Below are 13,456 nucleotides of genomic sequence, written 5' to 3' on the forward strand. Positions count from 1 at the left end.
TAGGCGACCGATTAGACGACGCGGCTACAACTTGAGCGACGAGGAATTTAAGGCGCAATTAACGGAGCAGCGGATATTGCAGCGAAAGGCTAGGCAGGCACAACAAACACAGCTCAAACAGGCGAGCTACCGGAAAAAACAGAGGAGATAAGCATGGGTCAGCAGGAAAAACTCGAAAACAAAATGGCGATTTGCCAAGCAATGGACGGCCAGCCGCCGCTACGGATTGAGCGGCTCGCCCAGTTGAGCGGCGTATCCGGCCGGGACTTGACCGATGCGCTGCTTGAACTGGAAAGGGTTGGTGCCGTTGCCTCCACCCTGAAAGGCGACAAGATGGTTTACAGCCTGGCATCTGCCAAACCTGTGTCGGACAAAAAACCTGCCGGGAAAAGTGAAAAAGAGATGCGCGAAAACGTGCTGCGCTACTTTAAAGGCCGCCCGAGGCAGGATGTAAGCACCCGCAGCATCAACGCCATGCTCGGCAGCCATCAGGCAGGCACCAGTGTATTGAACAAACTGAAAGAAGAAGGCCTGATTGAGCGCTCCGGACACGGGATATGGCGGCTGGTAGGCGGGCTACCTGAAAATCAGGACGGCGGGCAACCTGTGACACTTCAAACGGTTGTATTGGCTGAAATGGGCACCGAGCCTGCCCCGCAGCCGAGGCTGGAAGAAGACGATACCGTAGTTTTAACCGCAGCCAATGCCGACGAGAAGCCCAGCGACGAGCACGACATCAAAATCGGCGGCTTTAGTGACGGTAGTTTCAGCATCGACAAGGGCAACGGCCTATGGAAGATGCAGTTGAGCCGCGGGCAAATGTTGAAAGTGGTGGGGTTTGTGAAGAAGTTTTTGGCGATGGAGGGGGCGTGAGATGAAGGAACGTCCGATTTTATTCAGCGATCCGATGGTGCGGGCGATTTTGGCCGGCCGCAAAACGCAGACCCGGCGCATCGTTAAGCCACAGTCTGCCGTGCTGACCGACCAAATGGCGCGCCGCTTAGGGGTACGCCCGCCCGCTGTTGAAAACGCCGCCGTCATCCCTTGCCCTTACGGCCAGGCAGGCGACCGCTTGTGGGTGCGTGAAGCATGGGCGCTGCACCCGGAAACAGGCAGCCTGCTCTACAAGGCCGATGATGCCGCACCCGACAACATCAAATGGAAGCCATCCATCCACCTGCCACGCAAACACAGCCGCATCCTGCTTGAGGTGGTCGACACCGGGGTGGAGCGCCTGAAATCCATCAGCCGGGAGGATGCGCAGGCGGAGGGTACGGATAGCGACCCGGAGACGAATTGCCCAATCGACAGATTTTTCAACTATTGGTGCTACCTAAACGGCTTTGATTCTTGGGATGCAAACTCGTGGGTTTGGGTGGTTAAGTTTAAGAAATTAGAGGTTTGAAATGGATAAGCAAAAGGTACTGGAAAAAATCAAAAAATGCCTGGCGCTGGGCGAATCGGCCAACGGACACGAGGCGGCGCAGGCCATCCGGCAGGCACAAATCCTGATGAAAAAGTACGGCATCAGCGAAATGGATGTGGAGCTGTCTGCCGTAACCGAAAAAGGCGTACCGGTCGCTGCAACACTGCCGACTTGGCATCAGATATTGATTTCCCAGTGTGCCAAGGCGTTCGGGGTGAAAAGTTACCAGTGCACGCAGTGGGGTTTGGCCGAAGCACGGTTTTTCGGCATCGGCATCAAGCCGGAGCTGGCCGCCTACGCTTACGAGGTATTACTGCGCCAACTGAAAAAAGAGCGGCGCGAATACATCAAAACCGAGCTTAAAGCGGTGCGCCTGCCGCGCAATAAGACAGCCCGCGCCGACCAATTTTGCACAGGTTGGGTATATGCCGTTGCGCAAAAAGTCAAAGAGTTTGCCACCGAGCCGGAAGAAAAAGACATGCTCGAACGCTACCAAAAACAGCTCGGCGAAATGGAGCAGGCCAAAAAACGCGACGTGCACGGCGGCTCAAAAGCCAGCAGAGAGCAGGATTTGGCTGCCGGAGTAAGAAAAGGCCGCGAGGCGCAGCTGTACCACGCGATGGACGGCGGCGAAGAGCAGAAACAATTAGGTTTAAACGGATAAAGGAGCAGGAAATGACACAGCGAATCAAATTTGGCGACATGGTGCGCTTCCATGATGGGGTTAAAGCGGTGGTGTTGGACTGCGACGGCACTACCATGACAGTCGGCTATCACAGTGATGGATTTGACTATTTCAAGGTGGCCGATATTGGTAAGGGCATTGAGCTGATTCCAAATTTGGAAACGCAAAGGCTCGATTGGATGATCCTGCGCGGGTGCCCGGACAACATGAGTGCCGAAGAGAGGGAGTTCGCTTTGGGAGCCGTGCGCGAACTCATCGACGTCTATATCCGGCTGGCTGCCGAACAGGGAGCGGCAGCATGAAAACCCGTTGCCCGTGCTGCGGCGCGGAAAACTCGCTGGATGCGCTGATTGCCCACGAGCAGGCGCGGCAGAGCCTGTGGACGCTGGCCAATATCGGCGGGGCGATGACGCTGGGGTTAGTGAAATACCTCGGCCTGTTTCGCCCGAACAAGTCCGCGCTCTCTCAAGCTCGCATGGCCACGCTGATGGCCGAACTGTTGCCGGACATCCAAGCCGGGCAGATTTACCGCAACGGCCAATCCTACCCCGCCCCAGTGGCCGCCTGGGCTTATGCGTTTGGCGAGGTGCTGGCCGCCCGCGACAGCGGCCGCCTGAAAACCCCGCTCAAATCCCACGGCTACCTGTACGAGATTATCGCCGGTTGGGCGGGTAATGTGGCATCGGTGTCGGTATCCATCAACGACAGCACCTCCACCCCGGCCATTATCGGCGGCAACCGGCCACGGGGAAGCAAAGTGGTGGATGCCGTACAACAACTGGAGGAAATGAAAAATGAGCAAGCCACTGCCCAAGTTTGTCAGCGATGAGCTACTGACCGGGCTGCAAAAACTGATGATGCTGAGGCTGGAAGGTGCGCCGCCCGCCGACGGCATCAAATTGACGGCCAGTGTATGGGTGGAGGCCATCGCCTCAGTGAATATCAGTTGGGCCGAACAGTTGGACAAAGGGCGAATCACCGCGGGATTTACCCGGTTATTTGCCGAAATCGAACGCTGGCCGACACCCAAGATGCTGATTAGGTGTCTGCCGCCGAGGCCGGAGCCGCCGAAGTTGGAACACAAACGGCAACTCACGCCGGAAGAAGAAGCCCGGGGACGGGAAAACCTGAAAAAACTGTATCAAATAATCGCTGAAATCTTTGAAAGGAAAAAGCAATGGTAGCAAAAAAGAAAACCCGCATTAAACAGGCCGCGCTGACGGCCGCCGTACAGAGCCGCGTGGAAGCCTCGGCGCAAATCCGCCGCATCGGCGACTTGGCACGCGAAGTAAAACGCTTGGAAGCCGAGATGGGCGACAAGCAGGCGGCCATCGAGCAGGAGTACAACGAGCTGGCCGACCCGCTGCGCGCCGAACTGGCCGAGCTCACCGGCGGCGTGCAGGCCTACTGCGAAGCCAACCGCGAAGAGCTGACCGAAGGCTACAAAACCAAGACCGTGGATTTTGTAACCGGCATCGTGAAATGGCGTGCCGACCCGCCCAGCGTGCGTGTAACCGGTGTGGCGGCGGTGTTGGCCTACCTGAAGGAAAAAACCGCGCTGGCTCGCTTTGTGCGGCTGAAAGAAGAAATCAACAAGGAGGCCATCCTCAACGAGGCCGAGCTGTTTGCCGACGGGCAGGTGCCGGGTATCAAGATTATGAGCGGGGTGGAGAAAATCGTGATCGAACCCAGCGACCCGGAATTAGCGGGGGTGTGAGATGGCTGTAATGCTGAATGAAGGCAAGTCCTGCGCCGATAAAGCAGGCAGAGAAATCAACTGCACCCTGAAAATTGATGTGTCCGACACCATCAATACTTGCGGCTACCGCGCTCTGGAGTTGGCACGGCACTACTGTGCCACGGCTGAAGCCTACCGCCGAGAAGGCCGCTGGTGGTTTGCCTGGGCGGCTATATGGTTTGCCATCAGTGCCGCAATTTGGTTTGCTATGTAGGAGCTTGAAAAAATGAAGAAATATCTATTGGTAGAAATGCCCGATTTTTCGGTTTGGCGCGTGCCGGTGCAGGTTATCGCTGATGCCTACACCGATTATTACGCCGAGCGCGACGGCCAAGACCGCGAGAAGGTCAAAGCCCAAACCGAGCGGCTGTTTACCACGCATGAATTTGAAATCGAAGATTGGGCGGCCAACAGCATGGATTGGGACGAGGTCAAAGCCCATGCCGTACAGGTCAAGGCCAGCGAGGTGGATTACCAAGAAGGCTGGATAAACGGCAACAAATGTGTAACCGACGATGAAGGGCAGACAATGGTTAAGGATACCTGAAACCCATAACAACCCGATAATTACACTATGTGTAAATGTGTAATTCCCAATTTTTGAAACCCGCGCGGCACGGTTTGCCGCAGTTTAAAACAGTTAAATAGGAGTTAAACCATGAATAAACCGGATTTAATTAAGGCTATCGCCGAACACGGCAAGATGAGCCGCGCCGAAGCCGAAATTGCGCTGCTGGCGGTGCAGCATACCATCCGCGAGGCTTTGGCCAACGGACGGAGGGTGCCACTCAACGGCTTCGGCGTGTTTGAGGTGGTGGAAACCGCCGCCCGTACCGGCCGCAATCCGAAAACCGGGGAGCCGGTGCAGGTGGCGGCCAAACGCAAGGTACGGTTTAAGCCGAGCGCGCAGCTCAAAGAGCTGGTGAATCAGTGATGCTCAATCCATGCCGCTGCCGGATGCGGCGGCATGAGTGGATCATTACAAGAGGCTACCTGAAAAATGCAGGCCAATCTGAACAAACTGAAAGCCAAAATCCACATTGGCAAAGCGCAACTGGGTTTGGACGACGACACCTACCGTGCCCTGCTGCGCCGAGAAACGGGCAAAAGCTCCTGCGCCAAAATGACCCTGCGTGAGCTGGAAGCGGTGCTCGCGGCCATGCAGCGGCAGGGTTTTGCCGCCAGCCGCCCGATGGGGCGCCGCCCCAGCCCGCGCCGCTCGGCCTTCAAGATGATCGGCAAGGTAGAGGCGCTGCTGTTGGATAACGGCCTGACTTGGGCTTATGCGCACGGGATGGCCAAACGGATGTTTGGCGTGGACCAAGTGCATTGGCTGTCCGACGATAAACTGCACAAACTGGTGGCGGCCTTGCAGATTTATGCCAACCGCCGGAAAGGGGAAAAATAATGTCGTTTGAACACTACGATGAAACGGATTTTGATGCGGTGCGCCACCTGCTGCCCGACAGCGTGATGGAGATGGTGGGGCTGATTGGCGCCGAGCCGACGCTCGCGCTGCTGCGCGCCTACGGCGGCACCACGTTCCCGGTGAGCTGCAACGTGAAACGCGCCGGGCAGGCCACCCATGCGGCGCTGGCCGAAGTGGTGGGCGAGCAGGCGGCAGACAAGCTGTGCCGCGCCTTCGGGCAAAGGCAGCGGCTGTGGCTGCCGAAATGCGAACGGGCAGTGCGAGAGCTGCTGCACCGTAAAATCCGCCGCCAGTTTGACGAGCTGGTGAGCCGCGATAACATGACCGCGTTTTGGGCGGTGCAGAATTTGGCGCAATGCCACCACCTTACCGACCGCACGGTGTGGGACATCCTCAAAAAGACCGACAATGCCCCGCCGCCGGAGAGCCGGCAAATCTCGCTGCTTTAACCGTGTGAGCCACCTCAAGCATTTTCAGGCAGCCTGCCGTTGGACAATAACCCCAGTGTAACCACTGGGGTTTTTATCATGTTTATTACCATTACAGCCGGCCACAGCAACACCGACCCGGGCGCCGTGAACGGCAGCGACCGCGAGGCGGACATTGCGCAGGACATGCGCAATATCGTGGCCTCTATCCTGCGTACCGATTACGGCTTAGAGGTTAAAACCGACGGCGAGGGCAAGGGCAATATGCCGTTGCGTGATGCGGTAAAGCTCATTAAAGGCAGCCGCTTGGCGGTGGAATTTCACACCAACGCGGCACTCAACAAAACCGCCACCGGCATTGAAGCCTTATCCGTCCCGAAAAACAAGGCGGCCTGCCAGCGTATATGCGCGGCGGTGGCCGCTGCCAGCGGCTGGAAGCTGCGCGGCGAGGGTGGCTATAAGCCCGACAATGCCGGTCAGCACAGCCGTTTGGCTTATGCGCAGGCGGGCGGCATTATCTTGGAGCCGTTTTTTATCAGCAACGATGCGGATTTGGCGCAGTGGAAGCAGACCAAGTGGAGTATCTGCCGCGCGGTGGCCGAAGCGATTGCGGCGGAGGTAGCGGCATGAGTCTGAAGAAAACATTGGTGGCTCTGGCTTTGGGTAGTTTGCCCAAGCACACCCACCCGCACCTGCCGCCACGGCGCGATGTGTGGATGGACCAGCCACTACCGAACTGGAAGCGCAGCGGCGTGGCAGCGGCCAAACGGGCGGCCAAACGGCGCAGAAAGGCGAAACGATGAGCGGATTTAAACACTGGATGACCGGGGCATTTACCAACCCGACCACCGGCCAGGCATCTCATACCAAAATTTGGGCGAATGTTTCCTGTGCGGCCATGACCTACAAGTTTTTGGTAACGGATGCGCCGATGGAAATATGGGCGGTTTACGGCTGCATTGTGGGTGGTTACGTCCTAGGTAAGCGCGGCTTGAGCATCATCCCGCAACTGGCACAAATCAAGCAAGGAAAGGAGCGCGAAAATGATGTGGATGCCCCTACTGAGTAAGCTGCTGCCCGCAGGTAGCTTGTGGAAAAAGCTGCTGCCGCTGCTGCTGGCTTTGGCCGTGGCGGCCACCTGCTACCGTGCAGGCTACCTGAACCGCGACGGCAAAGCTAAAACTGAGATGGCCGCAGTGGCCGCCGCACACCAACAGGCACAGCTGGAGGCGGAACGCGCCTACAGCGCCAAGCTGGCCGAAGTCAGCGCGGAAAAACAGAAGTGGCACGACTTCTCGCAGCAGCAATCGGCCAAGCTGGCTGAAACCACCCGTCAATTGGACACCCAAACCACACGCATCAAACAGGAGATAGCAAATGCAGTCAAAAACGATCAAAGCAGCGGCCGTTGTTATAGCGGCCTTGGCGCTGGCAGCCTGCAGCTCTACAAACAAGCCCTCGGCTACAGCGCCGATTAAAGTGGTGGAGCGGCCGACCTTGCCGCCCGCTCCGGCGGAACTGTTGGCCGATTACGAACGCCCAGCGCCGCCGGTTTCAGGTAGCCCTGAGGCGCTGCTCAACCACGCCGCCGAGTACGGCGCATGGTGCGGCAAGCGCGATGCGCAGGCGCGTGGCTGGCAGGCTTGGTATGGCAACGGCCGAGGGGCTAATCGTGAGTAGATACCGCGAATTAGTACAACAGCAACTGGCGGTAGATCATGCCGGCATCGAGCTTAAGCTGGCGCGGGCGCGCGAGCAGGAAGGATTTGTGCTCTCGGTGGAGCACAAGCTGTCGGCCGGCAGCTGGAGCTACCAAATGGGCATGACCGCCAACCTGCGCGTGGTGTTTTACCTACCACACTGCCGCCTGCCGCCGAATCAGCAGTATCAGGCTGTGAAAGAGGCTTTGTCGGTTTGCGGCGAAGTGGAAGCCGATGTGGACAAAGGCCGCCCCTGCCTATATGTGGGCAGCCGGCGGCAGCCCGGTATCGATTGCCAAGTGATATTTGGGGAGGATGCGGATGAGCACGCCTTTGACTATTGAGTATGTATTCGGCGGCGGGGTGAGCTTTTTGGTGGCCGCTCTGTGGTATTACATCAAAAGCCTAGCCGACCGCTTTAAAGAGGCCGAACACGACCGGCAGGAGCTGCGCGAGCGGTTGCATACGGTGGAAATGGGCTATCAAACCAAAATCGAGGCGCGGGAGGCGCGGAGCGAGATTTTGGGCTTATTAAACGAGATTAAAAACCAACTGGAAAAAGTCAGCGACAAGCTGGACAGGAAGGCGGATAAAACATGAACGACCCCGTTGTAACCATGCTGCGCGAAATCAGCGCAAAACAGGATGTAACCATTGCCAAACAGGAAGCGATGGACAAACGGCTGGCCGAAATACAGGCCGATTGCCAGCGTATTGCCCGTACCAACGGCGGCTTGGCCGGTGCGGTATCCGGCGCGGTAAGCGGCGGCGTGGTGGCCACCGGCATTGCCTTTATCCGCGCTAAATTCGGCTTTTAAATTGGATTGATTATGGCTCACCCGAAAGAAACCCGCGACCGCCTGCGCCAGCTGTATGTATCCGGCAATCAAACGCTGGAGACGGCGGCGATCATGTGCGGAACCACGCAGGCCACCGCCCGCCGCTGGCGCGAACAGGCGCGCGAGCGCGGCGACGATTGGGACAAAATGCGCGCCGCCTACACTTTGGCCGGCGGCAGCATCGAGGAGCTGGGGCGGGCAACGATGGCCGGCTTCTTGCAACAATACAGCTCGACCATGGAGCTGCTGCAACAGGACGGCGACCTAGGCCCGGCAGAAAAGGTCAAGCTGTTGGCCAGTTTGGCCGATGCCTATAACAAGACCGTGGCCGCAAACAAGCGGGTATTGCCCGAAATACAGGAATCTGCGGTTGCCATTAAAGTCATCGAAAAACTGTTTGCCTATATTGCAGACCGGCATCCCGATATGTTGGCTGCGTTTGATGAGGTACTACAAGGCTTTCAAACTGTCATTGAGAAAGAGTTTTAATCATGCAGGGAAAATTAAGCCAATCCGAACTGCGCGCCAGAATGTCCGCCATACGGGCAGACATCAACCGGCGCATCAGTGCGGCGGATATCGGATTGTCTGCCGCACCTGCGGATATTGCCGAGCGTCGCGCCAAAGTGATGCAGTGTACGCCCGAAGCATTCCGTTTTTTCTGCAAGACTTATCTGCCGCATTATTTCCCCGACGACAGCGAATCTGTTTTCCATACATGGGCATACACAGAACTGCCCGAAATCGAAAAAGAACCGGAGTCGGTCTTGCAGGGTTGCGCGGCATCGCGCGGCGAAGCGAAAACATCGTTGACCGTACAGGCGTTTTCCCTTTGGCGCGAAGTGCGCAATGCCAAACACAATACCGTCATCGTGTCCGACACCGAAGACCAAGCCGACGCCATCGTCGAAGCCATCAAAACCGAACTGACCGACAATCCCGCGTTGCAGTTGGACTTTCCCGAAGTCTGCGGGCAGGGGCAGGTATGGCGTATCGGTGAAATCCGAACCCGCCAAAACAACCAATTCAAAGCCTATGGCGCAGGACAGGGCATCCGCGGCGCGAAAAAAGGCGAGGTGCGCCCCGATGCGGTCTATCTCGACGACTTGGAAAATGAAAAACACACCGAAAACATCCGCCTGCGCGACAAACTGACTAAGTGGATAGGCAGCGTTATCAATCCTTTGGGCGGCGCGGGCGCGAAGTGCGACATTTTATATGTCGGTACGATTTTATGTTTGGACAGCGTATTGGCTCGGGTGTTGAAAAACCCGTTTTGGCGCAGTGTGCGCTTTTCCGCCATCATGAAGTGGCCTGTCAATATGGACTTGTGGGCGGAATGGGAAAATATCTACCGTAACACGCCGAAAGAAAACCGCGCCAACGAAAAGGCGGCTCAGTCGTTTTACGAAGCAAACGAAGCGGCAATGTTGGAAGGCAGCGAAGTGAGTTGGAGCAAACGACCGCTTCTCGCCCTGATGAAAATCCGCGCCCGCGACGGTATCCATGTTTTTAACTGTGAATATCAAAATCAGCCGGGCAATCCCGAAAATGCGATTTTTGCTGATTATTTGGACAACTGTTATTACCGCACTCTGCCGCATGATGTCGTGTATTTTGGTGCGGTTGATCCTTCACTGGGCAAACAGGGCAAAGGCACTGATCCGTCTGCCATTCTTGTCGGCGGCTACCAACGCGCCACCGGCACGCTGTTTGTGGTGGAGGCGTCCATCAAGAAGCGTGTCCCGAGCCTGATTATTCAGGATGTCATTAGAATGCAAAAGCAGTACAGCTGCCTACTGTGGGTCATCGAAACCGTTCAGTTTCAGGAGTTCTTCAAGGACGAACTGATTAAAGAGGCGGCAAAACAGGGGGCGCATGTTCCTGCGCGCGGAGTCAAACCAAGCGCAGAAAAAGTGATGAGAATTGAAAGTATCCAGCCGCATTTTGCCAACGGATTTATCAAACTGTTACCGGAGCAGCGTGTATTGATTGAGCAGTTGCGGGAGTTTCCCGATGCCGACCACGACGACGGCCCCGATGCACTGCATATGCTGTGGATGCTGGCGCAAAGCGGCTTCGGGGCGATTGACTACACCGCCGTACCGCGCCACAACGACAGCAACGGGGTGCTGACTTTCGGCAGCGGCGCTTGGTAACAACCCGCTGAGGCGGCTCAAACGGTTTCAGACGGCCTTACATCTGACAATAGCGGCAAGATTAACTGCATCTTGCCGCTTAATTATGTCTATCAAATCCCGTTTTACCGCCGTTTTATCCGCTATTACAGGCAACACCGAGCCTGCGCCGAAAGCACCGCGCAAGGGCGAGCAGACCGCGCAGCTGGCCAAAGCCCGCGGCACCATCGGCGAGCATCCGAGCAAGGGACTGACACCGCAGAAGCTGCACCAGATTTTAGAGGGGGCGGAAGACGGCGACATCACGGCGCAGTCGGAATTGTTTGCCGATATGGAGGAAAAAGACGGCCACATCTTTGCCGAAATGAGCAAGCGCAAACGCGCTTTAACCGGCTTGGATTGGCGGGTATCCGCTCCGAAAAATGCCGATGAGGCCGGGCGGCAGCTGGCGGAAGAGGTGGCGGGCTGGCTCTACGGCCTGCCGGACTTTGAGGCGCTGCTGTTTGACCTGTTGGATGCGCTCGGCCACGGCTTCGCCGCGGTGGAAATCAGCTGGCAGCAGGTGGACGGCTTATGGCTGCCGGCCAAGTTTACCCACCGCCCGCAGGGTTGGTTTACCCTGAAACACAACCGGCTCAAGCTGCTGGGCGTGAACGGGCAGGAGCCGCAGGACTTGTGGCCGCTGGGCTGGATTGTGCACCGCCATCAGGCGCGCAGCGGCTTCTTGGCGCGCGGCGGGCTGATGCGCTCGCTGGCGTGGCCGTATCTGTTTAAAAACTACTCGGTGCGCGACTTGGCCGAGTTTTTGGAGATTTACGGCCTGCCGGTGCGGCTCGGGAAATACCCGGCAGGCGCGTCGGACAAAGAAAAAACCACCCTGCTCAACGCACTGGTGGGCATCGGCCACAATGCGGCTGGCATCATCCCGGAAACCATGATACTGGAGTTGTTGGACGCGGCCAGCGGCAGCGGCGACACCTTTATGAGCATGGTGGACTGGTGCGAGCGCACCCAATCCAAAATCATCTTGGGCGGCACGCTGACCACGCAGGCAGACGGCAAAACCAGTACCAACGCGCTGGGGCAAATCCACAATGAAGTGCGGCATGACTTGCTGGCGTCCGACGCCAAGCAGCTGGCGGCCACGCTGACCCGGCAGCTCATTGCGCCGCTGCTGTATCTCAATAAGGGCATCACCGACCCAGCCAACATCCCCTATTTTGAGTTTGACACCCGCCAGCCGGAAGACATGAAGCTGTATGCCGAGGCGCTGCCCGAATTGGTGCAGCTCGGCATGAAAATCCCGCTGGAATGGGCGCACGAAAAGCTGGCCATCCCGCAGGCGGCAGACGACCAAGACATGCTGGCCATGCGTGATGCCAAGCCGGAACTACGGCAGGCGCAGGCCAGCCGCTACCGGCAGGTAGCCTTGTCGCGGCAGGGCGAAATCATCTATCCCGACCAGCTGGCATTGGACGACGGTATTGCAGGCTACCTGAAAAATACCGAGCTGCCTGCATTGCTCGAGCCGCTGATTAAGCAACTCGGCCAAGCCATCGCCGAAGGCGGCAGCTACGAGGATGCGGCGGCACGCCTGCTGGCGGCCTACCCGCAATTGGACACCGCGCAGCTGCAAGAGGCGCTGGGGCGCATGCTGTTTGTGGCGGACTTGTGGGGGCAGATCGGTGGGCGCTAATCAAGTGGATTTGGCCTATGCCTTCGGACTGCCGCCGGAGCGTGCCATCCGTTATTTTGAGACTTTGGGCTACACGGTGCCGACCGATTGGCCGCAGCGGATGCAACAAGCAGCGGCCAAGGCGCAGACCATCGCCGGCATCTACCGGCAGGATGTGGTGGCCGACATCCACCGCGCGCTGGGCGAATCGGTGGCCAAGGGCACGCCGTTTGCCAAATTTAGGGATGCGGTGGAGCGGCAGCTGACGGCTAAGGGGCTGCATCTGGATCAGGCAGGCGATATGGTGGATGCCGCCACCGGCGAGCTGCTGGGCAAAGGCATCACGCCGCAGCGCTTGGAGGTGATTTACCGCACCAATATGCAAAATGCGTATATGGCCGGACGTTGGCAGGAATTGCAAGACAACCGTGCCGCCATGCCTTATCTGCAATACACCGCCGTTATGGACAACCGCACCCGCCCGCTGCACCGCGAGCTGCACGGGCAGGTGTATCACATCGACGACCCGTTTTGGGATACCTATTATCCGCCCAACGGCTTTAACTGCCGATGCACGGTAACCGCCTACAGCGCGGCCGATTTGACCCGGCGCGGGCTGGAGGTTTCTGACAGCGAGGGGCGGCTGGAGGAGGTGTACCGCGTGGTGAATAAAGCGGGCGACACCGAACCGACCCGCGCCATCCGTTTGGCCGACGGTCGCTCCTTTATGGCCGACCGCGGCTTTGACGGCAACGTGGGCAAGCGGCACTTGGCGCAGCTGGGGCAGTTGCAAATGCAACGGGCGGTGGATTTACCGCCGCGGTTGGCGAGTATGTCGGTTAATCAGGCATTGGATAACCTGATTTTGCGCCGGGCGGTGGCAGATGATTTGTATCAGGCCTATCAGAGATTGATGACGGCCAACCGGCCGCAGAACCAGCCTGCATTTGTCGGCGCGGTCGGCCTCCACACTTTGGATGAGTTGGCCCGCCGGCAACTGCCGTTGCCGCAGAGTGCGATTATTGCCTCATCGGACAGCTTGGTGCGCCATGCCCAACGTTCGGTTAAGGCCGGGGTGGATAAGACGCTGCCGGCACATTTCTGGCAGCATTTGCCCGACCATATCCGCCAGCCGTTATCGGTATATTTTGAGGCGGCGGCCAACGCCGAAACCAACCCGTCCTTGCTCTACTTTTACGCAGACCCGATGGATGCGGATTATCTGTATAAGCTGGTGGTGCAGATGGATTATGACGGCTTCCGCCGCTCGAAAAATCCCACTACGGGCAAGCGTGAAAACCTGATTGTGAATGTGGTGGATACAGGAACAAGAATTAAGAGAACCGGCACGGATTGGCCTAAATATGTCCTGCTGCACGGGAAGGATTTGAAATAGGG

At 57.7% G+C, this 13,456-nt stretch carries 24 protein-coding genes; all 24 read left to right on the forward strand.

The window, feature by feature from the left end; translation table 11 throughout:
- The first annotated feature begins 153 nt into the window (after nucleotides 1-153).
- The 24 genes from A7P96_RS06935 (at nucleotide 154) to A7P96_RS07040 (ending at nucleotide 13,454) form a co-directional block, all read left to right on the forward strand.
- Entirely contained in the window at nucleotides 154-873 is a 720-nt protein-coding gene (locus tag A7P96_RS06935) for a hypothetical protein (RefSeq protein ID WP_067525816.1), read from the forward strand.
- Between the two features lies 1 nt (nucleotide 874).
- The gene (locus A7P96_RS06940; protein ID WP_067525818.1) at nucleotides 875-1,405 is read left to right on the forward strand and encodes a hypothetical protein; all 531 of its coding nucleotides are present in this window, start codon (nucleotides 875-877) and stop codon (nucleotides 1,403-1,405) included.
- Nucleotide 1,406: 1 nt separating this feature from the next.
- The gene (locus A7P96_RS06945) at nucleotides 1,407-2,090 is read left to right on the forward strand and encodes a DUF2786 domain-containing protein (protein WP_067525820.1); all 684 of its coding nucleotides are present in this window, start codon (nucleotides 1,407-1,409) and stop codon (nucleotides 2,088-2,090) included.
- 11 nt (nucleotides 2,091-2,101) lie between these two features.
- On the forward strand, nucleotides 2,102-2,413 hold the full coding sequence (locus A7P96_RS06950; protein WP_067525822.1) for a hypothetical protein: 312 nt from the start codon (nucleotides 2,102-2,104) through the stop codon (nucleotides 2,411-2,413).
- Nucleotides 2,410-2,940, forward strand: a complete 531-nt coding sequence (locus tag A7P96_RS06955) for a hypothetical protein (protein ID WP_067525824.1) — start codon at nucleotides 2,410-2,412, stop codon at nucleotides 2,938-2,940. The genes A7P96_RS06950 and A7P96_RS06955 overlap by 4 nt, the downstream gene beginning before the upstream one ends.
- Entirely contained in the window at nucleotides 2,906-3,295 is a 390-nt protein-coding gene (locus tag A7P96_RS06960; protein WP_067525826.1) for a hypothetical protein, read from the forward strand. Before A7P96_RS06955 ends, A7P96_RS06960 begins: the two co-directional genes overlap by 35 nt.
- Nucleotides 3,289-3,828, forward strand: a complete 540-nt coding sequence (locus tag A7P96_RS06965; protein ID WP_064105034.1) for a host-nuclease inhibitor Gam family protein — start codon at nucleotides 3,289-3,291, stop codon at nucleotides 3,826-3,828. The genes A7P96_RS06960 and A7P96_RS06965 overlap by 7 nt, the downstream gene beginning before the upstream one ends.
- Before the next feature lies 1 nt (nucleotide 3,829).
- A complete protein-coding gene (locus A7P96_RS06970; protein ID WP_064105035.1) occupies nucleotides 3,830-4,063 on the forward strand; it encodes a hypothetical protein in 234 nt (77 codons plus the stop codon).
- A gap of 12 nt (nucleotides 4,064-4,075) precedes the next feature.
- Nucleotides 4,076-4,396, forward strand: a complete 321-nt coding sequence (locus A7P96_RS06975) for a hypothetical protein (protein WP_067525828.1) — start codon at nucleotides 4,076-4,078, stop codon at nucleotides 4,394-4,396.
- A gap of 111 nt (nucleotides 4,397-4,507) precedes the next feature.
- The gene (locus tag A7P96_RS06980) at nucleotides 4,508-4,783 is read left to right on the forward strand and encodes an HU family DNA-binding protein (RefSeq protein WP_067525830.1); all 276 of its coding nucleotides are present in this window, start codon (nucleotides 4,508-4,510) and stop codon (nucleotides 4,781-4,783) included.
- Nucleotides 4,784-4,849: 66 nt separating this feature from the next.
- Nucleotides 4,850-5,257, forward strand: coding sequence for a gp16 family protein (locus A7P96_RS06985; RefSeq protein ID WP_067525831.1), 408 nt, complete (start codon nucleotides 4,850-4,852; stop codon nucleotides 5,255-5,257).
- On the forward strand, nucleotides 5,257-5,727 hold the full coding sequence (locus A7P96_RS06990; RefSeq protein WP_067525833.1) for a Mor transcription activator family protein: 471 nt from the start codon (nucleotides 5,257-5,259) through the stop codon (nucleotides 5,725-5,727). The genes A7P96_RS06985 and A7P96_RS06990 overlap by 1 nt, the downstream gene beginning before the upstream one ends.
- Before the next feature lie 78 nt (nucleotides 5,728-5,805).
- Nucleotides 5,806-6,336, forward strand: a complete 531-nt coding sequence (locus tag A7P96_RS06995; RefSeq protein ID WP_067526347.1) for an N-acetylmuramoyl-L-alanine amidase — start codon at nucleotides 5,806-5,808, stop codon at nucleotides 6,334-6,336.
- Nucleotides 6,333-6,509: a hypothetical protein gene (locus tag A7P96_RS11015; RefSeq protein WP_153716917.1), complete on the forward strand. Its 177-nt coding sequence runs from the start codon at nucleotides 6,333-6,335 to the stop codon at nucleotides 6,507-6,509. The genes A7P96_RS06995 and A7P96_RS11015 overlap by 4 nt, the downstream gene beginning before the upstream one ends.
- Complete coding sequence (locus A7P96_RS07000) at nucleotides 6,506-6,775, forward strand: hypothetical protein (protein ID WP_082887935.1); 270 nt, start codon at nucleotides 6,506-6,508, stop codon at nucleotides 6,773-6,775. The genes A7P96_RS11015 and A7P96_RS07000 overlap by 4 nt, the downstream gene beginning before the upstream one ends.
- Nucleotides 6,750-7,184, forward strand: a complete 435-nt coding sequence (locus tag A7P96_RS07005; protein WP_156496306.1) for a hypothetical protein — start codon at nucleotides 6,750-6,752, stop codon at nucleotides 7,182-7,184. Before A7P96_RS07000 ends, A7P96_RS07005 begins: the two co-directional genes overlap by 26 nt.
- Before the next feature lie 19 nt (nucleotides 7,185-7,203).
- Entirely contained in the window at nucleotides 7,204-7,386 is a 183-nt protein-coding gene (locus A7P96_RS11275) for a hypothetical protein (RefSeq protein WP_231863655.1), read from the forward strand.
- Nucleotides 7,355-7,750 (forward strand): hypothetical protein, encoded by a 396-nt coding sequence (locus A7P96_RS10805; protein WP_067525837.1) that lies wholly within the window; start codon nucleotides 7,355-7,357, stop codon nucleotides 7,748-7,750. Before A7P96_RS11275 ends, A7P96_RS10805 begins: the two co-directional genes overlap by 32 nt.
- The gene (locus tag A7P96_RS07015; protein ID WP_067525839.1) at nucleotides 7,728-8,006 is read left to right on the forward strand and encodes a hypothetical protein; all 279 of its coding nucleotides are present in this window, start codon (nucleotides 7,728-7,730) and stop codon (nucleotides 8,004-8,006) included. Before A7P96_RS10805 ends, A7P96_RS07015 begins: the two co-directional genes overlap by 23 nt.
- Nucleotides 8,003-8,224, forward strand: coding sequence for a hypothetical protein (locus tag A7P96_RS07020; protein ID WP_067525841.1), 222 nt, complete (start codon nucleotides 8,003-8,005; stop codon nucleotides 8,222-8,224). Before A7P96_RS07015 ends, A7P96_RS07020 begins: the two co-directional genes overlap by 4 nt.
- A 12-nt stretch (nucleotides 8,225-8,236) precedes the next feature.
- Entirely contained in the window at nucleotides 8,237-8,734 is a 498-nt protein-coding gene (locus A7P96_RS07025; RefSeq protein WP_067525843.1) for a DUF1804 family protein, read from the forward strand.
- A gap of 2 nt (nucleotides 8,735-8,736) precedes the next feature.
- Nucleotides 8,737-10,404: a phage terminase large subunit gene (terL, locus tag A7P96_RS07030; protein ID WP_231863656.1), complete on the forward strand. Its 1,668-nt coding sequence runs from the start codon at nucleotides 8,737-8,739 to the stop codon at nucleotides 10,402-10,404.
- 91 nt (nucleotides 10,405-10,495) lie between these two features.
- On the forward strand, nucleotides 10,496-12,079 hold the full coding sequence (locus A7P96_RS07035; RefSeq protein WP_369799157.1) for a DUF935 domain-containing protein: 1,584 nt from the start codon (nucleotides 10,496-10,498) through the stop codon (nucleotides 12,077-12,079).
- Nucleotides 12,069-13,454, forward strand: a complete 1,386-nt coding sequence (locus tag A7P96_RS07040; RefSeq protein ID WP_067525847.1) for a phage minor head protein — start codon at nucleotides 12,069-12,071, stop codon at nucleotides 13,452-13,454. The genes A7P96_RS07035 and A7P96_RS07040 overlap by 11 nt, the downstream gene beginning before the upstream one ends.
- Nucleotides 13,455-13,456: the final 2 nt, after the last annotated feature.

Origin of the sequence: Eikenella sp. NML03-A-027 (assembly GCF_001648395.1) — a bacterium.
GTDB classification, from domain to species: Bacteria; Pseudomonadota; Gammaproteobacteria; order Burkholderiales; family Neisseriaceae; genus Eikenella; species Eikenella exigua.